General features: G+C 53.2%; 17 protein-coding genes and 1 pseudogene. 11 read left to right on the forward strand and 7 right to left on the reverse strand.

The genetic code is table 11. The features are described from left to right. Nucleotides 1-2 precede the first annotated feature (2 nt). Entirely contained in the window at nt 3-1,397 is a 1,395-nt protein-coding gene (locus BA6348_RS04100) for a sensor histidine kinase (protein ID WP_122952845.1), read from the reverse strand. 236 nt (nt 1,398-1,633) lie between these two features. Here BA6348_RS04100 and BA6348_RS04105 point away from each other — a divergent pair, with 236 nt between their 5' ends. The 8 genes from BA6348_RS04105 to BA6348_RS04140 all read left to right on the forward strand — a co-directional run bounded on the left by BA6348_RS04105 (nt 1,634) and on the right by BA6348_RS04140 (nt 9,400). Continuing rightward, entirely contained in the window at nt 1,634-4,312 is a 2,679-nt protein-coding gene (locus tag BA6348_RS04105; RefSeq protein ID WP_122952846.1) for a sigma-54-dependent transcriptional regulator, read from the forward strand. A 205-nt stretch (nt 4,313-4,517) separates the two neighbouring features. Continuing rightward, nucleotides 4,518-4,820 carry a PTS sugar transporter subunit IIB gene (locus BA6348_RS04110; RefSeq protein ID WP_005835177.1) on the forward strand — a complete coding sequence of 101 codons (303 nt, stop codon included), beginning with the start codon at nt 4,518-4,520 and terminating at the stop codon, nt 4,818-4,820. A gap of 12 nt (nt 4,821-4,832) precedes the next feature. Then, a complete protein-coding gene (celB, locus tag BA6348_RS04115; protein WP_005835176.1) occupies nt 4,833-6,176 on the forward strand; it encodes a PTS cellobiose transporter subunit IIC in 1,344 nt (447 codons plus the stop codon). A gap of 22 nt (nt 6,177-6,198) precedes the next feature. Then, nucleotides 6,199-6,945 carry a chitin disaccharide deacetylase gene (gene chbG, locus BA6348_RS04120; RefSeq protein WP_122952847.1) on the forward strand — a complete coding sequence of 249 codons (747 nt, stop codon included), beginning with the start codon at nt 6,199-6,201 and terminating at the stop codon, nt 6,943-6,945. Nucleotides 6,946-6,957: 12 nt separating this feature from the next. After that, on the forward strand, nt 6,958-7,284 hold the full coding sequence (locus BA6348_RS04125; protein WP_005835173.1) for a PTS sugar transporter subunit IIA: 327 nt from the start codon (nt 6,958-6,960) through the stop codon (nt 7,282-7,284). Beyond that, nucleotides 7,281-8,603 (forward strand): 6-phospho-beta-glucosidase, encoded by a 1,323-nt coding sequence (locus BA6348_RS04130; RefSeq protein ID WP_122952848.1) that lies wholly within the window; start codon nt 7,281-7,283, stop codon nt 8,601-8,603. The genes BA6348_RS04125 and BA6348_RS04130 overlap by 4 nt, the downstream gene beginning before the upstream one ends. A 135-nt stretch (nt 8,604-8,738) precedes the next feature. Then, nucleotides 8,739-9,116 (forward strand): HAD-IIB family hydrolase, encoded by a 378-nt coding sequence (locus tag BA6348_RS04135; RefSeq protein WP_007778407.1) that lies wholly within the window; start codon nt 8,739-8,741, stop codon nt 9,114-9,116. A 20-nt stretch (nt 9,117-9,136) separates the two neighbouring features. Next, a complete protein-coding gene (locus BA6348_RS04140) occupies nt 9,137-9,400 on the forward strand; it encodes an HPr family phosphocarrier protein (protein WP_005835170.1) in 264 nt (87 codons plus the stop codon). Between the two features lie 148 nt (nt 9,401-9,548). On the opposite strand, the gene BA6348_RS04145 is transcribed toward BA6348_RS04140, so the two are convergent. Then, nucleotides 9,549-11,738 (reverse strand): sensor histidine kinase, encoded by a 2,190-nt coding sequence (locus BA6348_RS04145; RefSeq protein WP_007778412.1) that lies wholly within the window; start codon nt 11,736-11,738, stop codon nt 9,549-9,551. After that, nucleotides 11,716-12,408 (reverse strand): response regulator transcription factor, encoded by a 693-nt coding sequence (locus BA6348_RS04150; protein WP_005835167.1) that lies wholly within the window; start codon nt 12,406-12,408, stop codon nt 11,716-11,718. Before BA6348_RS04150 ends, BA6348_RS04145 begins: the two co-directional genes overlap by 23 nt. A gap of 153 nt (nt 12,409-12,561) precedes the next feature. On the opposite strand from BA6348_RS04150, the gene BA6348_RS04155 reads away from it, so the two are divergent. Both BA6348_RS04155 and BA6348_RS04160 read left to right on the forward strand, forming a co-directional pair. Further along, the gene (locus tag BA6348_RS04155) at nt 12,562-13,185 is read left to right on the forward strand and encodes a class I SAM-dependent methyltransferase (RefSeq protein WP_005835165.1); all 624 of its coding nucleotides are present in this window, start codon (nt 12,562-12,564) and stop codon (nt 13,183-13,185) included. Between the two features lie 27 nt (nt 13,186-13,212). Next, a complete protein-coding gene (locus tag BA6348_RS04160) occupies nt 13,213-14,835 on the forward strand; it encodes a DEAD/DEAH box helicase (RefSeq protein WP_122952849.1) in 1,623 nt (540 codons plus the stop codon). 72 nt (nt 14,836-14,907) lie between these two features. Here the strand turns inward: BA6348_RS04160 and BA6348_RS04165 are convergent, their stop codons facing one another. From BA6348_RS04165 to BA6348_RS04180, 4 genes are all read right to left on the reverse strand, one after another. Next, nucleotides 14,908-15,249: a DUF779 domain-containing protein gene (locus tag BA6348_RS04165; protein ID WP_005835162.1), complete on the reverse strand. Its 342-nt coding sequence runs from the start codon at nt 15,247-15,249 to the stop codon at nt 14,908-14,910. A gap of 3 nt (nt 15,250-15,252) precedes the next feature. Continuing rightward, on the reverse strand, nt 15,253-16,773 hold the full coding sequence (adh, locus tag BA6348_RS04170; protein WP_007779273.1) for an aldehyde dehydrogenase: 1,521 nt from the start codon (nt 16,771-16,773) through the stop codon (nt 15,253-15,255). Between the two features lie 739 nt (nt 16,774-17,512). Further along, a complete protein-coding gene (locus tag BA6348_RS04175) occupies nt 17,513-17,785 on the reverse strand; it encodes a hypothetical protein (RefSeq protein ID WP_005835159.1) in 273 nt (90 codons plus the stop codon). A gap of 413 nt (nt 17,786-18,198) precedes the next feature. Further along, on the reverse strand, nt 18,199-18,585 hold the full coding sequence (locus tag BA6348_RS04180; protein ID WP_005835158.1) for a hypothetical protein: 387 nt from the start codon (nt 18,583-18,585) through the stop codon (nt 18,199-18,201). Nucleotides 18,586-18,721: 136 nt separating this feature from the next. On the opposite strand from BA6348_RS04180, the pseudogene BA6348_RS04185 reads away from it, so the two are divergent. Then, nucleotides 18,722-19,078 (forward strand): annotated as a pseudogene (locus BA6348_RS04185) (RNA-guided endonuclease TnpB family protein); the annotation flags it as partial. Nucleotides 19,079-19,106 lie beyond the last annotated feature (28 nt).

Below are 19,106 nucleotides of genomic sequence, written 5' to 3' on the forward strand. Positions count from 1 at the left end.
GTTCATATCCTCCCTTCTGTTTGGGCAGAGCTTGTGATGACTCGTTTTTTCGGGAAGAACAAAAACACCGTCGTTCCTTTTCCTGGCTCGCTGTATATCTCCAGCATTCCCTGATGCTTTTGCATGACGTTATAGCAATAGGAAAGTCCAAGGCCGAAGTTTTGTCCGGTTCGTTTGGTAGAGAAAAAAGGGTCGAGCACATGCGGCAAATTTTCCTTGGAAATGCCTGTACCCGTATCCGCGACGGCGATGACGAGGTGACGGTTGGACAAAAACAGTTGCAGGGTGAGCTTGCCGCCGGACTTCATCGCTTCGATCGCGTTCATGCACAAATTGGTGAGAATTTCCCTAAGCTGCACGGGATCGCCGTACAGGTGGAGGCTCTCATCCAGCTCGCATTCCACCAGCACCTGCTGCTTTTCCATGTAAGGCTTCAAGTTTTGGATGACTTGCTTGATGATCTCGCCAGGCGCGCTGGGGGATTCGCGCAGCTCGACGTCGCGAAGCTGGTTTTGAATCCGGTTCATCATGTCGAGCATGTGCTGGGACGATTGCAGGAGGACGAGCGCGTCTTCCTTCAGGTTCGGCTGGTTTGTTTCCTCCGCGTACGATTCGATCCGATCGGCGTACAGCGAGATTTTCCCCACTTCGTTTTTGATCGTGTGATTAATGATTTGCGCTCCTGACGTGAGAGCGCGCAACGTGCTGTCCAGACGTCTTTTTTCCACGCGGAGCCGGACGCCCAAAAAGCCGTATTTCAAACTGATGGCAACAATCAAAATGAACTGGATCGCGACGACCAGCATGTTGTAGCGCCATGCTTCGTAGTCATTCTGGATGCGCATGATGTAGATGAAGATAAAGACGAAAAAGAGCGGGACGATGATTAACACGTTCGTGAAAAAGCTGTTCTTTTTGACCAGTGGGTCTTTCTCGTTCCGGTACTGTACGATCAGCAGAGTGCAGGCGATCAGAAAAAAAGGAATGACCCATGCCACCATGATCCAGTAATTGAAGGCCAGTACAGGATAAATGGGGGTGATCGCGAGCATTAGCGCCGGGAGGCAGAGCGCGGCGAACTGGGCAATCAGCTTTGTTCTCCGGGTGAGAAACTCCGCCGAATGGACGGCGAACATGAGAAACGAATAAGGCAACCCGACCTGGCAAATAAAGGACGAGAGGCGGCTAAGAAAAAGCAAAGTCTGCTCCGTCCCGGCATTCATGGTAAAAGCATCGGCCCAGAGCGGCATGATCGTCTCGTCAATGACCGCCGAGAGGAAGCCGCCCCCTCCGATACAGGCAGTGGCGCAGGCCCAGCGGATCGACGTGCGTTTCGGGTCCGTGAACAGGACCAATAGACCTAGCGCCCATATGGTGAATAAGATGAAAACCATCATGGCAAGCGATCTCCTGTGTCAGTCATGTTACACCCATTATAGCGTACCTGGGAGGCAGAAAACGAAAATGAATCGGTTTCCAAAAAATAGGCAAGCAGCCATCCTTTTCTCAGAGAAGGGTGGCTGTTTATTTTGCCGGGATGAGGCATGTCCATCCAGCATATTCATAGGTAAGAAGGTTTTTCCAGTGTAGCGTGGAAATGAAAACGAATCAGTTGAGTGGCAGGTGAACAGTGGTGAAACGAGTCGATTTCATTTACCAGAAGCTGCTTGAGTCCGGTCCCGATAAAAAAATCAGCGCAGGCGAGCTGGCCGAGCTCCTGGGCCTTAGCCGCGCCAATGTCAGCAGCGATTTGAACCGCTTATGGAAGGAAGGCCGCATTGAAAAAGAAGAGGGGCGTCCTACCTTGTTTTATGTCAAAAAAGCGAATGACTCGCTTTATTTGGCGCAAACGGCATTGGACAGGCTGGCGAAGACGAACAAAAGCCTGATTACCCGCATCGAGCAGGCAAAGGCAGCGGTGCTGTACCCGCCGCGCGGGATGCACTGCCTGATTTTGGGCGAAACGGGAGTAGGCAAGTCGTGGTTTGCGGGGATGATTCACGAGTTTGCCGTCGATATTGGCCGGCTGGACAAGGGGGCGCCCTTTGTCGTTTTTAACTGCGCCGACTACGCCAACAACCCGCAGCTTTTGATAAGCCAACTGTTCGGCGTCAAAAAAGGGGCGTACACCGGAGCGGAGATGGACCGCAAAGGGCTGGTGGAAAAGGCGGACGGCGGGATTCTTTTTCTCGATGAGGTTCACCGCTTGCCAGCAGAGGGGCAGGAAATATTTTTTACGTTCATGGACAAAGGGACGTTCCGCCGGGTCGGAGAAACAGAGGTAGAGCGTTCCGCGCAGGTGCAAATCGTCATGGCAACGACCGAAAACCCGGAATCCAGCCTGCTCAAGACGTTCATGCGCCGCATCCCGATGGTCATCAAGCTGCCCTCCCTGGTGGAGCGGGGGATGGAGGAGCGCTTGGGGCTTGTCATGGAAATTTTTCGCGAAGAAGCGTTTCGGCTGGGACGGGAAATTCAGGTATCGGCAAGCGTGGTGCAAGCGTTTCTCTGCTATCATTGCCCGAACAATATCGGCCAGTTGAAGACGGATATCCAACTGACCTGCGCCAGCGCTTATGCCGAGTTTATTTCCTTGAAAAAAAATCTGCTGCACGTCTCGATTCAGGACGTTCCGCATCACGTCAAGCAAGGGCTGCTTTTGGCAAAAGACTACCGCCAGGAGCTGGAGGAGCTGATTGGCACCGAGCACAAATGCTTTGTGGTGCAGCCGTCCGAGGAAAGCATCTGGTTTGGCGGCGAGTCGGAGAATGCCGCCGACAGCGTCTACGAAAAGATCGAGCAAAAAATATACGAGTTGCAAAACCAGGGGGTCAGCGAGGAAGAACTGGAATTTGATATCGAGCATTACTTCACCACGTTTATCAAAGGGGTTCATCAGCGCATCAACAAAGGCGACATGGCGCGGATTATTGATCCGATCATCATTCACCTCGTCGAAGACATCGTGCGCTATGCCGAGGCGAAGCTAGAGAAAATTTTGAGCCAAAAGGTCATCTTCGGCCTGGCGCTGCACATCCAGACGTCCAAGGAGCGGCTGTCGCAAGGAAAGCAAATCGTCCATCCGCACATCAACAGCGTGCGGCTCAAATACAAAAAGGAGTTTGCCGTAGCGCTGGAGTGCGTGCGCATGATCGAGGAAGCGCTGCTGATGGACTTGCCCATTGGCGAAGCGGGCTACCTGACCATGTTTTTCGTGCTGGATGACGAGAGCATGCAGGAGGAGCGGGAAACGATCGGTGTCCTGGTCATCACGCACGGCAGCGGGGGAGCGACGGCGATGGTCGACGTGACCAACCGCCTGCTGGTCACCCAATACGCGCGTGCCATCGACCTGCCGCTGGAGGAAGACTCGCTGGTCGTCCTGGAGCAAGCGATCAAGACAGCGCGGGAAATCGGGAGCGCAGCCGGGCTGCTTTTGCTCGTCGACATGGGCTCGCTGCTTGGATTCGGGGAGATCATCGAAAAGGAGCTGGGCATTCCGGTGAAGGTGGTGCCGATGGTGAGCACTCCGCATGTGATCGAGGCGACGCGCAAAGCGATGCTGGGGCATTCGCTGGACGAAGTGTACCGCGATGTCGTCGGCATTTCGATGGGGCAGCGGGAGGAGTTACCCAAAGAGGTGGCAGACAAGGCGGTGCCTGCCTTGACGATCGTAGCGGCCTGCCTGTCCGGCGAGGGCAGCGCGCTGTTTTTGAAAAAGCTGCTCGAATCGAAGCTGCGCTACGACGAGAAGCTGCTGGAATTTGTTCCGCTGCAGCTCATGGACAAAGCGCAGGCGAAAAGCCGGTTGAAAAAGCTCAAGGAAGAGCGGACGGTTCTGTGCGTCGTGAGCAACTACATGCTGGATCGCGACTTGCGCTGCCACAGCATGGACGATGTGGTGAACGGCGAGGCGCTGTCCGATATCCAGCAGTTGATCGATCTGGAAGAAGCTTATGTGAAGATGAAGGAATCGCTCAGGGAGCACCTGAAAATGGTGAGGGGCCAAGACGTTCTCGACGACGTCAGGACGTGTGTGGCGCGCATGGAGGAGCGGCTTGGCAACAAGCTGGTTTTCGATACGCGAATCGGGGCGTATTTGCACATCTGCTGCCTGGTGGATCGGCTGAAAGCCGGGGAGCGTTCCGTAGCCTATACCGACAAGGTGCCGTTTTTGGCGGAAAACCGCAAGCTGTACAGCCTGATTCGCCATGAGTTGCAGCCGTTGGAGGACAAATACGACGTGGTCTTCAGCGAGGACGATGTATGCTTCGTCATGAATTTTTTCATACACAACAAAACACTGGCGTAGCTAGTGTTTTAATTTTTGCCAATTTGTCCCTGTTAACAAAACACTACAGCGCTTACATTCAAACACTACTCGCCTGCCCAGAATGCGGCTGCCCGGCAAACGCGATAACGATGCGTTTTGTTTTGAAAGCGCATACAAAAAGGGTGTTTTGGCACGTGACTTGCTCTAGGAAAAGGACATAACCAACTGAGGGGAGGAAGCTGGATTGAATATTTTGCTATGCTGCGCAGCGGGGATGTCAACGAGTCTGCTCGTGCAAAAAATGGAGCAGGCGGCACGGGAAAAAGGGCTGGAAGCGAAAATCTGGGCGGTGTCGGCAGATGAGGTGAAGCACCATATTGACCAGGCACAGGTGCTTCTGCTGGGCCCGCAAGTCCGCTACAAGCTGGCGGAAATGAAAAAAGAAGGGGCGGCGAGAGGGATTCCGGTCGATGTGATTAGCACGGTTGACTACGGCTCCCTGAACGGGAAAAACGTGCTGGAATTTGCGCTTCGTCTAAAACAGTAGAGGGGGATGCGTATGGCAGGGTTTATTTCTTTTCTGGAAGACCGCGTGATGCCTGTCGCGGGCAGGATCGCGGAGCAGAAGCATTTGCAGGCGATTCGCGACGGAATCATTCTTACCATGCCTTTGCTCATTATCGGCTCTCTTTTCCTCATCATCGGTTTTATTCCCATCCCTGGTTACAGCGAATTCATGAGCGGAATCTTCGGCGATCAATGGCTGACCAAGCTGTTGTATCCGGTGAACGCGACGTTTGACATCATGGCGCTCATCGTCAGCTTCGGGGTGGCGTACCGATTGGCGGAAAAGTACAAGGTCGATCCGCTGTCAGCAGGTGCGATCTCGGTCGCTTCCTTTTTGCTCGCGACCCCTTACAAGACGATGTTCACCCCGGAAGGTGCAACGGCAGCCCAAGAGGTAGGCGGAGTCATTCCTGTCGCCTTGATGGGAAGCCAAGGGCTGTTCGTAGCGATGCTTTTGGCCGTGTTGTCCACGGAGATTTACCGCAAAATCATTCAAAAGAAAATCGTCATCACAATGCCGGACGGGGTTCCGCCTGCTGTCTCCCGTTCTTTCGTGGCGCTGATTCCCGCTTCGGCCGTGCTGCTGGTCGTCTGGTTGCTGCGCATCCTGATTGAAAACACCTCGTTTGAAAGCATCCACAACATCGTGTCTGACTTGCTGGTCGGTCCGCTGAGCGCGCTCGGCAGCAGTCTGATCGGAGCGATTGTCTGCGTGCTGCTCGTCCAACTGCTTTGGTCGCTCGGCCTGCACGGAGCGGCGATTGTCGGCGGTATCATGAGCCCGATCTGGCTCACCTTGATGGACCAAAACCGGGCGGCGTTCCAGGCGAATCCGAATGCCGAACTGCCCAACGTGATTACCACCCAGTTTTTCGACCTGTGGATTTATGCGGGCGGTTCCGGCGCGACGCTGGCGCTCGTCGTCCTGATGCTGTTTCGGGCGCGCAGCGAGCAGATGAAAAACATCAGTCGGCTCTCCATCGGCCCTGGCCTGTTCAACATCAACGAGCCTGTCACCTTCGGCATGCCGATCGTCATGAACCCGCTTTTGATTATTCCGTTTATCCTCGCCCCAGTCGTGCTGGTCATTGTCAGCTATGTGGCGATGTCGCTGGGATGGGTAGCAAAGCCGAGCGGTGTCGCTGTACCGTGGACGACTCCGGTCATTATCAGCGGATATTTGGCTACTGGCGGGAAGCTTTCGGGCAGCGTGCTCCAACTCGTGAACTTCGTCATCTCGCTGTTGATCTACTACCCGTTCTTCCGTCTGTGGGATAAGCAAAAGTTGAACGAGGAACAGGCGCATGCCGCTTCCGACAAAGTCGTAAATATGTAATTTCCCGGAGGAGAGGCATGATATGAAGCTGATTGTGAATGCAGATGACTTCGGGTATTCCAAAGGGGTGAATCTGGGGATCATCGAGGCGCATCGGGCGGGTGTCGTCACCTCTGCGACGGTCATGGTCAACATGAACGGGTTCGAGCATGCGGTTCAGCTTGCCAAAAAGACGCCCACGCTCGGGGTAGGCATCCATCTGGTGCTCACTTGCGGCTTCCCGGTCAGCCAAAACGTGCCGTCGCTGACAGATGAGCACGGGCGCTTTCGGCGCGGACACGATTATTTGAGCCTGGCGTCGCCGGAGGAAGTGGAAAGGGAGCTGCGCAGCCAACTGGAAAAGTATTTGCAAACAGGTCTTGCTTTGACGCATATCGACAGCCATCACCACGTTCATGCCCATGCCGCGGTCTTGCCGATTGTGCTTGGCCTGGCAAAAGAATACCAGGTTCCGGTTCGGTATCCGTGGTCGTTTTCGCCCGAAGCGCGGGCAGAGCATCCGGAGGTGATGACGACAGAAGGCTTTTCCGAACGGTTTTACGGAGACGGCCTGACTACGCAGTCGTTTATCGACGTGGTGGAGGAGCTTGCGGACTGCGATGTGGCGGAGATAATGACACATCCGGCGTATTTGGACGAAGAGGTGTTGACAGGCAGCTCGTACACGCTGCAACGCGCGCGGGAGCTGCACATTTTGACCGGACAAGAGATAAAGGAGTACGTGCAAAAGCGCAATGTACGGCTGGTAACTTATAAAGAACTCGGATAGGTGGAGATTGATGTGGACCATACAGACGTTATTTTTCAGTTGATTTTGCACGGAGGAAACGCAAGAAGCCTGGCGATGGAAGCAATCGCCCTGGCGAAAAACAAAGACATGGCAGGCGCACAGGATGCACTGAGGCGAGCTGGCGAAGAACTGAGCCGGGCCCATCATCATCAAACCGCTTTTATTCAAAAGGAAATCGCGGGAGAGAAGCCTGAGATCAGCATGCTGTTGATCCACGCGCAGGATCATCTGATGAATGCGATGACGATCAAAGATTTGGCCAGCGAGTTCGTCGAACTGTACAGCCATGTCCACGCAGGGAAGGAGGCAGGAGTGTGAGCGGAATCAAAATCGTTACGATTGGCGGAGGATCGAGCTATACGCCGGAGCTGGTAGAGGGCTTCATCAAACGGTACGACGAGCTGCCCGTGCGCGAGCTGTGGCTCGTGGACATTCCCGAGGGCGAGAAAAAGCTGCAAATCGTCGGGGCGCTGGCAAAGCACATGGTGGAAAAGGCCGGGGTGCCGATTCAGGTGCACCTGACGCTGGATCGGCGCAAAGCGCTGGCGGGAGCCGATTTTGTCACGACACAAATGCGCGTGGGGCTTTTGGACGCGCGGATTAAAGATGAGCGCATCCCGCTGAAGTACGGGGTCATCGGGCAGGAGACAAACGGTCCGGGCGGGCTGTTCAAAGGATTGCGCACGATTCCGGTCATTATGGATATTTGCCGCGACATGGAGGAGCTGTGCCCGGATGCCTGGCTGATTAACTTCACCAACCCGGCTGGCATGGTGACAGAGGCGGTACTCCGGCATGCGAACCGCAGCAAGGTCATCGGGCTGTGCAATGTTCCGATCGGGATGAAAATGGGCGTCGCGACGATTTTGGGTGTCGAGCAGTCGCGGGTGCACATTGATTTTGCCGGGCTGAACCATATGGTGTTCGGGCTTGGAGTGTACGTGGATGGCGACAATGTCACTTCGCAAGTAATCGACAAGCTGACGGGCGAGCAATCGGGAATCACGATGCAAAACATACTCGACCTCGGCTGGGAAAAAGACTTCATCAAGGCGCTGGGCATTCTTCCTTGCCCGTACCATCGCTATTACTATCAGACCAGCACCATGCTTGCGCACGAGCAGGAAGAAGCGAGCAAAAACGGCACGCGTGCAGAAGTGGTCAAGCGGGTGGAAGCGGAGCTGTTTGCGCTCTATGAAGATCCCGACCTGAACATCAAGCCGCCGCAGTTGGAAAAGCGCGGGGGAGCGTACTACAGCGAGGCGGCCTGCAATCTGATTCACTCCTTTTACAACGACCGCCGGGATATTCAGCCGGTCAACGTCCGCAACAATGGCGCGATTGCCAGTATTCCTGACGATTCGGCGGTAGAAGTGAACTGCGTCATTACGAAGCAAGGACCGATCCCGCTGGCCGTTGGAGATTTGCCTGTCCCTGTGCGCGGGCTTGTGCAGCAGATCAAGTCGTTCGAACGGGTAGCGGCGGAGGCGGCTGTCACGGGCGATTACCACAAGGCGCTGCTGGCGATGGCGATTAACCCGCTGGTGCCGTCCGACGTGGTCGCGAAGCAAATTCTCGATGAAATGCTGGAAGCGCACAAGGAGTATCTGCCGCAGTTTTTCAAGCCGGTGACGTGAAGGTGGGAGACTGGTGGAACGGCGTAGCAGGCGGGGCAGGAGCATGAGATACAAGCTGCTTGCCCTGAGCAGGATCGGTATCCGCTCAAAATCCAGCCGGCGTCAGCGCTCGCGGAGTACGTCCGGGCCAAGCAAGTGTGCGCCCCCAAAATATTCGTTACCGGAGAAGCGGAGCGGATCGCGGCGGCCAGGCGGGAGCTGGAACGCGCCAGTCTGGAAAAAATCAGAGTGACGGCATCCGGCGAGCGCAATCTGGAGATTTTGCCGGAAGGGGTATCCAAAGCAAGCGGACTCGCGGTACTGACAGAAAAGCTGGGAATCGGTCCGGAAGAAATCGTAGCCGTCGGCGACAACTACAACGATGCGGAAATGCTGCAATATGCCGGAATGGGCGTGGCGATGGGCAACGCCCCGGACGATGTGAAGCGGCTGGCCCGCTACGTGACCGACACGAACGACCAGCACGGCGTGGCCGCTGTCATCCGCAAGTTTTTCACCATACACGATGCATGAGGCAGAAAAGGAGGAGTGCAATGGTCCGTTTTAGCGTCGAAATTACCGTAAGTGGCGGCCTTCATGCCCGTCCGGCTTCTGTCCTGGTAAACCTGCTCAACCAATACCGCTCGTCAGTCAAAATGATCTACAACGACAAGCAGGCCAATGGCAAAAGCATTCTCAGCGTCATGGCGCTGGGCGTGAAGACCGGGGACGAGATGACGTTTGAGGTGGAGGGCGTCGACGAACAGGAGGCGGCAACGGCTCTGCGGTCGTTGTTTGAGCGAAATTTCGCCATCTAGTAGCGTTAAAAGTGCAGGAGCAAATCAAAAAAGCCAGTGCCCGAACAAATGGGCATTGGCTTTTCGTCATTTTCGGGCAATGCTTCGCATGCGGGTTTGCCAGTGCAGCGCTGGGGACGACAGGGTCCCGACAAAAGGCAGGCAGGCACTAGGCGTTTTTGCGAAACACGACCATCACCTTGAAGTAATCGCCGTCAATTTCGATGGAGAGGCGGCCGCCTTGCAGCTCGACGATGCTTTTCGCAATCGCGAGTCCGAGGCCGGAGCCTTCGGTGTTGCGCGATTGGTCGGCACGCTTGAACCGCTCGAAAAGCTCTTGGGCGTCGAAGTCGATTTCGTAGGCAGAGACGTTTTTGATCGTCATGATGACTTCTCCCGGCTTTTCGTACAGATCGATCAGGACACGCGTGTTGGGCAAGGAGTATTTCAAGGCGTTGCCAATCAAATTCTCGAAGACGCGCCACGTCTTTTTCCCGTCAAGCGGTGCCACGATTTTCGGCTGCTCGACGTTGACGCGGAAGGTGAGGGACGACTGCTCGATCTTTTCGCTGAACTCCGCGATGGCCTGGTTGAGCAGGGATGCTACGTTCACCTGCTCGATGTGCAGCTCTACAGCTCCGCTGGACATTTTCGCCGCGTCAAACAGGTCGTCGATGAGCACCCGCAAGCGGGCCGTTTTGCGGTCCAATACATCGACATAGCTTTTGATCTCGTCTGCTGTCAGGTTTTCCCGTTTAAGCAGATCGACATAGTTGATAATCGAGGTGAGCGGCGTTTTCAAATCGTGCGATACATTGGTAATCAGCTCCGATTTCATGCGCTCACTCTTCATTTGTTCCTCCATCGCACTCTTTAATCCGAGCTTGATGTTGTTGAGCGAGTGAGCGAGATTGGAGAGGTTTCCTTTACGAATCTTTTCAATCGTTGCATCCAAATTTCCGGCTGACATCTCGGAGGCTCCCAGCATGATGCGGTTCATGAGCCCCAGGCGACGCAGGACGTAAGGGACGACGGTTGCCAGGTAGAACAAGCCGTATAAAAAAGAGAGGGAGAACAATTCCTCAGAGGCCTTTACCATGGCGACCAAGCCGAGCGCTACGCTCATGCCAAAGCCAACGGTCAAAATGAACAGCAGGGAGACTTTGAAAAACAGGCTTCGGTTGGTGTAGCTTTCCCGCAAGAGCACTTTTTGCCGGACGAACAAGCTTCTTTGCCATTGCTCGCGAAGCGATCCCGGGTGCAGGTACATATGCCATGCTTCCAGAGCTTGTAGCAGCAAATAGGCAGTGAACAGGGAGATGATCCCGAGTGTAAAGAAATGCTCGGCGTCAATCGGCAAGAAGAAAAAGAAAAAGCGCAAATTGAAAATCAGAGCCAGGTACGCGACCCCAATCGGGAGCAGCATGATAATCCGAATATCGAGCGGGATGCGCCGGAACAGTGCCAGGCTTTTGACGACAATCGGCTGTGCGGCGGCGCGGCTTAGCTTCAAATACCAGAGCAGCAGCGCAGTCACGAGCAGCGTCACCGTGAGCAGGGCGCATTCTCCGAGCAGCCGCTCCCGTTTGGAATCGAAATAGACGGCATCGGCATGAATCTGGCTGTAGCCTTCCGGGCTTTTCGGAACGTAAAAGATTCCGCTCCATTGACTCAATTGATAAGTACGGTTGATATCGGCAAACTCTCCGTATTTCTGATAGGAGTTTTCCGGAAAACGAATTGCATAGCGGGCGTTTTTACTCACTTCTGTTTCGGAAGGCTCGTGGGACATGTTGGTGTACACTTTGCCCGTCTTGTTGTCTCTGACATAGTATTTGAATGAGCCGGTTCGCAGCGCAAGGCTGTTTTTTCGCTCTTCGTACTCGGCGTCCTTTTCCGCGACCATCTGTTGGAACTGTCGATCCCAGTTGGCCGTTTCTTTCTCGAGCGCCTTTTTCAGCCTGGCTGCTTGTTCAGTCGCGAGCCTGTCAAGCTCCTTCGTATCGGAGGCGTTTCTGGCGTTCTCGATCTCGTGGGCGTATTCACTTTCCAGTCTTTCCCTGACTTCCCGCAAGGCATCCTCGCGCTCGCGCTGGAATTGCTCCACTGTCGCTTTGCCCAGCTTTTCTTCCGGTGTTTTGCGCTCGTAGCCGGCGAAGTCTACATGAACATCTTTCACCAGCTCTACGAACAGCCTGACTTCGCTGTTGAAGTTCTCGCTCTGGAAGTAGGAGTCTTTTTGCAAATACTCGCGGTTTTGGTAAACGTCTGCTGCGGTCAGCATCAGCAGCGAGAGGCTGACTACCAGGGCGAACAGGGCAGGCAGCGTAAAGCGGCTATTTTTCGATTTTGTATCCAATTCCCCATACCACCTTCAAATATTTCGGTTCCTTCGGGTTGATCTCGATCTTTTCCCGAATGCGTCGGACGTGGACGGCAACGGTGTTTTCCGCGTTCAAATACGGTTCGCGCCAGACGCGCTCGTAAATTTCCTCGATGGAAAAGACCCGGCCCTTGTTTTCCATCAACAGCTCCAAAATTTTGTACTCCGTAGCTGTCAGCCGCACCTCGTTGCCGTCGACAGTGACGGTTTTCGTGCTTTTGTTCAACGACAAGCCGCGGACCTGGATTTCATCCTCGGTCGTTTTGTAGTTGCCGAGGTTGGTGTAGCGCCGCAGTTGGGATTTGACCCGGGCCACCAGCTCCAGCGGATGAAAAGGCTTGGTCACATAGTCGTCGGCTCCGATGTTCAAGCCCAAAATTTTGTCCGTATCCTCCGATTTGGCAGAAAGCATGATGATCGGGATGTTTTTGTCCTGGCGGATTTTAAACGTAGCCGTAATCCCGTCCATTTGCGGCATCATGATGTCCAAAATAATGAGGTGAATTTCTTCCCGCTCCAAAACGTCCAATGCTTCCACGCCATTGCTTGCTTTATGCACGACTAACGATTCGTTTTTCAAGTAAATTTCGATTGCGTCTCGGATCTCTTCCTCGTCGTCGACTACGAGGACGTGATAAGTCGTCATTGTTTTCCCACCTTGTGAATGCATTCATGGTTCTATCTTAACGCCCAGGTTTGACAAAACAGCATAGAAATCTCTTACAAATTTCTTAATATACGCCCGAGATAGGATCTGGCCCGAAAATAAGGTAAGATGTGAGGAAGTCAAAACGAGAAAATGGTGATGGCCTTGCTGGAATGGACCGGGGAGAGGATTATCCCCAAGCTGCTGAAGCCGACGAATGGCATGCTGCTGGAACATATTGCCCGCTATTATTTTGCCACGCCGTATATCAAAGGTAGAGTGCTCGATATCGCCTGCGGTACGGGTTACGGCTGCCACATGGTGGCAAAGGATCGAAAGCGGGAGCTGACCGAGCTGATCGGCGTCGACAACGATGACGACACGATCACTTATGCGAAGCGGGAATACCATCATCAAAAGATTACGTATCAAAAGGGCGATGCCCTCGATCCGTTGCTCCCGGAGAAGCTGGGCTTGTTTGATACCATTTTGAGCTTTGAAACGATTGAGCACGTCGCCGACGACCTGCTGTTCATGAACAACCTGTACCGCATGCTGAAGCCGGGCGGAACGCTGGTCTTGTCCAGTCCGTTTGGCAGAGGGAGAGGCATGCAGACGAGCGAGCCTTTTCATGTGCATCAATTGACCCCCGCCGAGTTTGAGGAGCTGTTCGTCCGGTTTTCGCAGGTGGAGATTTACTACCAGCGAGGGCCGACGTTTGAAAAGCCTCGTGACGGCGTGCGTTATTTTATCGGGATGGCGGTTTGTACGAAATAATCCTGTATGGTTTTGGATACGTAATGAATGGAGATGGCGAAACTGGCTGATTTTTTGAGATTGGGCATACGAAAAGAATGGATAGACGCTCTGCAGGCGAACGGGATTGCGGAACCGACTCCGATCCAGGAAAAAGCAATTCCTGTCCTCATGACAGGCAAAGATGCGATTTCCCAGGCACAGACGGGGACGGGCAAAACGCTTGCTTTTCTCCTGCCGATTTTGGAGAAAGTCGATCCCGAGACAAACGACGTTCAGGCGCTGATCCTCACGCCTACGCGGGAGCTTGCGCTGCAAATTACGGCAGAGGTGCAAAAGCTGACGGCGGCCGTGGACGAGGTGCATGTGCTTGCCGTATATGGCGGACAAGACGTCGATCGGCAACTGCGCAAGCTGGCGGGCAAAAAACAGGTCGTGATCGCTACTCCCGGCAGGTTGCTGGACCATATAAGAAGAGGAACGATTGATTTGTCGACCGTTTCCATGCTCGTGCTGGATGAGGCGGACCAGATGCTGCACATGGGCTTTTTGCCCGAGGTGGAGGACATTCTCGCGCAGACGCCTGCTGATCGGCAAACCATGCTGTTTTCCGCGACGATGACGCCACAGGTGCGTGCGCTGGCCAAGCGGTTCATGCAAAACCCGGAGGATATTCACGTGCAAGGCAAGCGGATCACGCTGGAGGATATCCGGCAGATCGTCGTGGAGACAACGGACCGGGCGAAGCAGTCTACCTTGCGCAGCTTGCTTGACGAGGAACGCCCGTTTTTGGCAGTGATCTTTTGCCGGACCAAGCGCAGGGCAAGCACGCTGAACGCCGCACTGCAAGGGTTCGGCTATATTTCTGACGAACTGCACGGCGATTTGTCACAAGCGAAGCGCGAGGACGTGATGAAGCGTTTCCGCGAAGCCAGAATCCAGTTTCTCGTCGCAACGGACGTGGCGGCTCGCGGACTTGACGTCGAGGGAGTCACACACGTATTCAACTACGACATCCCAGAGGACGTAGACAGCTATATTCACCGCATCGGCAGAACGGGCCGGGCCAAGGAGAAGGGCGTGGCCTACACATTGGTGGCGGCGAAGGATCGGGCGCAGCTCGCAGAGATTGAAAAAGGGATCGCCAAGACTTTGGAGCGGCGTGCGAGTGAGCGGACGGCGGATTTCGGGGAGCACGAGGAGCGTAAGCAGCAAAAGAGGCAGCAAAAGAAGCAGCATAAGGGGCAGGAGAGCGCAGGCAGAGGCGAGCATCGCGGGGGCAGGTCGGCCAGAGCTGGGGACGGGGATCGTGGCGGCAAACCAGCCCGAGCTGGGGACGAGCATCGTAGTGGCAGGCAAGCCCGGGCTGAGGACGAGCATCGTGCGAGCAGACCAGCCAAAGCTGAGACTAAGCAACAGGCCAGCCAAGGGAAGCGAGGGAACGGAAAACGCGGGCGGCACGGTGACGATCGCCAGCAGCAAGGCGCTCGCATGACCAAACCGGATCGGGATGACCAGCGCAAAGCAGGGCGTGCGACGAAACAAGGGCAGAGCAGCGAGCGGGCAGCAGGCGGAAGCGCACGTTTTGAAGGCAAAAAAACATCAGGAAAACGGCCAGGCCCGGCGCCAGTAAAACGCGGCAGCACCGCTCGAAGGGCCAAGAAGCGCTGAGTGAAGCAAAGCGGGGAAAAAGAAAGACCGTTCCGGCCGTGAGACAGGCAGGAACGGTCTTTTGTTGTGCATTTAGCTGTCAGGAAAGACGCGCGAACGCGTAAGGAAGCGCACTCCTTCTGGCCCCTCAAGCGAGAACATGCCGCCGCGGCCTTCGACTACATCAATAATGAGCTGGGTATGCTTCCAATACTCGTACTGTGCTTTGCCCATGTAAAACGGGCAGCCGCCGATCTCACCCAAGAGCACATCCTGATCGCCGACGAGAAACTCGCCGAGCGGGTAGCACATGGGAGAGCTGCCGTCGCAGCAGCCCCCTGACTGGTGAAACATCAAGTCGCCATGCTTGGCGCGCAGCCGTTCGATCAACTGCAGGGCAGCATCGGTAGCGAGCACTTTCTCAGGCTGGCTCATCGATCAAAAGAAGCCCAGTGCCTGGTCGCTGTAGCTGACCAGCAGGTTTTTGGTTTGCTGATAGTGAGAGAGCATCATTTTGTGTGTTTCGCGACCGATACCGGACATTTTGTATCCGCCGAACGCAGCGTGCGCAGGGTAAGCGTGGTAGCAGTTGGTCCATACGCGGCCAGCCTGGATTTCGCGGCCCATGCGGTAGGCAGTGTTCATATCGCGTGTCCATACGCCGGAGCCGAGACCGTACAAGGTGTCGTTGGCGATGGAGAGCGCTTCTTCCGTGTCTTTGAAGGTCGTCACGGAGACTACCGGACCAAAGATTTCTTCCTGGAAGATGCGCATTTTGTTGTGGCCCTTGAACACGGTCGGCTGGATGTAGTAGCCGCCTTCGAGATCGCCCTCAAGCTGCGCACGCGCGCCGCCGATCAGGCAATCTGCGCCTTCCTGCTTGCCGATGTCGAGGTAGGAGAGAATTTTTTCCACTTGCTCCAGGGAAGCTTGGGCGCCGATCATTGTTTCTGTATCGAGCGGGTTGCCCTGCTTGATGCTGGCAACGCGTTTCAGGGCGCGCTCCATGAATTGATCGTAAATGCTTTCGTGAATGAGGGCGCGGGACGGGCACGTGCAAACCTCGCCCTGGTTGAGCGCAAACAGCACGAAGCCTTCGATGGCTTTGTTGAGGAACGCGTCGTCTTTTGCACACACATCCGGGAAGAAGATGTTCGGAGATTTTCCGCCCAGCTCCAGCGTCACCGGAATGATGTTTTGGGAAGCGTATTGCATGATGAGACGTCCGGTTGTCGTCTCACCCGTAAAGGCGATTTTGGCGATGCGGTTGCTCGATGCCAGCGGTTTACCCGCTTCCAGACCGAAGCCGTTTACGACGTTGACGACGCCTGGAGGCAGCAAGTCGCCAATCAGCTCCATCAGCACCATGATCGAAGCAGGTGTTTGCTCGGCAGGCTTGAGCACGACGCAGTTTCCTGCGGCCAGGGCCGGGGCCAGCTTCCACGTCGCCATCAGGAGCGGGAAGTTCCACGGAATGATCTGTCCGACGACTCCGAGCGGCTCATGGAAGTGATAAGCAACCGTGTCGTTGTCGATCTCAGCGAGAGAGCTTTCTTGTGCGCGGATAGCTCCGGCGAAGTAACGGAAATGGTCGATAGCGAGCGGAATGTCAGCAGCCAGCGTCTCGCGGACGGGCTTGCCGTTTTCCCATGTCTCGGCAGTCGCTAAAAGCTCCAGGTTGGCTTCCATGCGGTCTGCGATTTTCAGGAGGATGTTGGAGCGTTGTGTAACCGAGGTGCGTCCCCAAGCAGCTTTTGCCTCGTGGGCGGCGTCCAGTGCGAGCTCGATGTCTTCTGCCGTCGAACGGGCAACCTCGCAAAAGACCTTGCCGTTTACAGGAGAGACGTTTTCAAAATATTCACCCTTCACTGGCGGTACCCAATTGCCACCAATGTAGTTGTCGTAGCGAGTCTTGAAAGTCACCTTGGATCCGGCTTGGCCGGGTTGAGCATAGATCATGCGAGCGCCTCCTCTTATATCACCTTTTTCTTTACAACCTTCTCTAAAAGCAAATCCTGTACCAAACGCCGGAAGGCTTGAAATGACAGCGTTTTCGCAGACGAAACACGCCAAAAATGTTCCAAAATGGAGCAGGCATTGTTCCGTTTTGGGACAGTTTGCAATAATTTTGGGAGCATCTGACAAATATCTGCTTTTTGCGCGAGGCTTCGCAGTAATCGCCTATTGAAAGCCTACGGTTTTCAGCGTGGGAGGAAAGACGGCTTTGCCCGAACACCCCTCATAGGATGGGCAGGGCAAACACACAGGACCTGTGCGAGTGCTTTTCTTTTTATTTGGCTCTGTTGAATTTTAATGTTGTTTTAAATGCAAAAAAATAAACTGATTTTTCTGAGCTGAATTCCGCTTTCAAATGACTAAAGAACGGAATGACCTACAAAGGTAGTTCCATGCGTTAAGCTAACCAGTGAGGCAAGTCATGCAGCTTATGGCAAACGAGTCGATCCATGTAAAGCCGTTGTCTAACCGTCCATTTTCTCGTAAACGCTATATAAAAAGGCTAACGTTAGACTCTTGTCCTTTCGCCACTGACTAGTCCCGGACCAATCAACTTACTATTCTTCATAGGAGAAAAGGGGGGACAAGGGACGGAATGAATAGTTTTCCCAACCGAATATGCTTTTCTATAAAGAAAAAAACGGAATCGCGTACAGGATTCCGAATGATTTGTTCTATATACTTAGGGCTCGATTTTCTTCTTTAGGATGTTAATCTGTTTAGATTCTTTCGGATTATCTATGTAGTAGATCTCCTGAGCACCTGCGTTATAGATCCATAGGTCACCTTGAGCAGTAGTCGTGACGTGGACTAATCCACTCCCGTTCTCATCCCTAAAAAAGACCCTGTAGTCCTGTAGAGATTCACTTGTTTGTGCCGTAGAAATTATTGCCCAAGTTAAAGACCCAGCAACAAAAGCCGAGACGATCAACAAAACTCCTTGCAACTTAGACATAAACAGCCTCCTTCGTATAGAGCAAGTCATTCATTCAAAACAGAAGCAAAAGGATTTATACAAAAAATTAAAGAAGAGTAACATTATGCTACTCTTCCATATAATTGTATATTACTTGAAATCTCTAGACCATTCAATATAATGGGTAGGTTCAGTATAAGATCCAGTATACGTATTAGTTACTTTTCCAGTAAGCCAGTTAATCTCATCTACTTTCCAAGTTCCTCTGTCATAGAATCCTGTCCAATAATAAATTCTTGAAACATATGATGAACTTTCGGCTGGTCCAGTCCAAGTTTCTTCTGTTGTGTATGTTGTCGATATCTCTGTAGTCAAAGTGCTTTCTACTTCTTCGCCGACGGATGCTGGGCCATTCCCAACAGAAACACTAGCTTTAACTCTTGCTGAGGAATTTACTTTCTTTGCTTGGGTCGTAGTAAGTTTAATTGTCTTCCCTTTGGAACAGAAATAATTTGCACTGCTGCTGTAGGGTTATTGGAACTTTCTACCCGCTTAACTACATCAGATAGGTACATTGGTTTTATTTTGTCATCAGTGTTTTTACCAACTTTATGAATAGTTATACTTTTAGCATCTCCAGCTTGCTCTACTATTTGTTCGATTTGCTCTTTTGTGACCATGCCTTGGGCTTCTTCGGCGATGTTTACAACGACCTCTTGATCTTCGGCGCCAAGGAGTTTCAGTGACTCACTATAATCTTCTTTTGCAAACGAAAGGGATGGCAACATAGCCAGTAGACTTAATGTGCATAAAATAGCAATTGATTTTTTCTTAAACACAGTTCAATCACTCTTATTTTTTGGTATATAACAACATTATATCTTATTGGTAAATTTGTAAATATTTTCTTATATTTTGTTTTATGTTCTGTTTAATATGAATTATTTGTATAATCCATCAACCATATCACTAGCTAGTCGTCACATCGTCCATACAGTCATTCAGGAAGGCGTGTCGATCATCAAACTTGAGCGACTAGAGAATATTCGCAAGACGGCAAGAACAAGCCGTAAAAACGCCAAGAATCTGCATAGTTGGACGTTCTATCAGCTTCAACAATTCATCTCCAATAAAGCAACCCTTGTAGGCATACAAGTTGTGGAGGTCAATCCTGCCTACACTTCTCAAACTTGTCCTGTCTGCGGGGAGAAGAATAAAGCGAAAGACAGAAGATACGAATGTTCATGCGGATTCAAAACGCATCGTGATCGGGTTGGAGCGATCAATATCATACGTCAACCTGTGACAGATGGTAACAATCTGTCAGCCTAAGATGCTAGAGGCACTGTCTTAGGACGGG

The organism is Brevibacillus agri (genome assembly GCF_004117055.1).
Classification (GTDB): domain Bacteria; phylum Bacillota; class Bacilli; order Brevibacillales; family Brevibacillaceae; genus Brevibacillus; species Brevibacillus agri.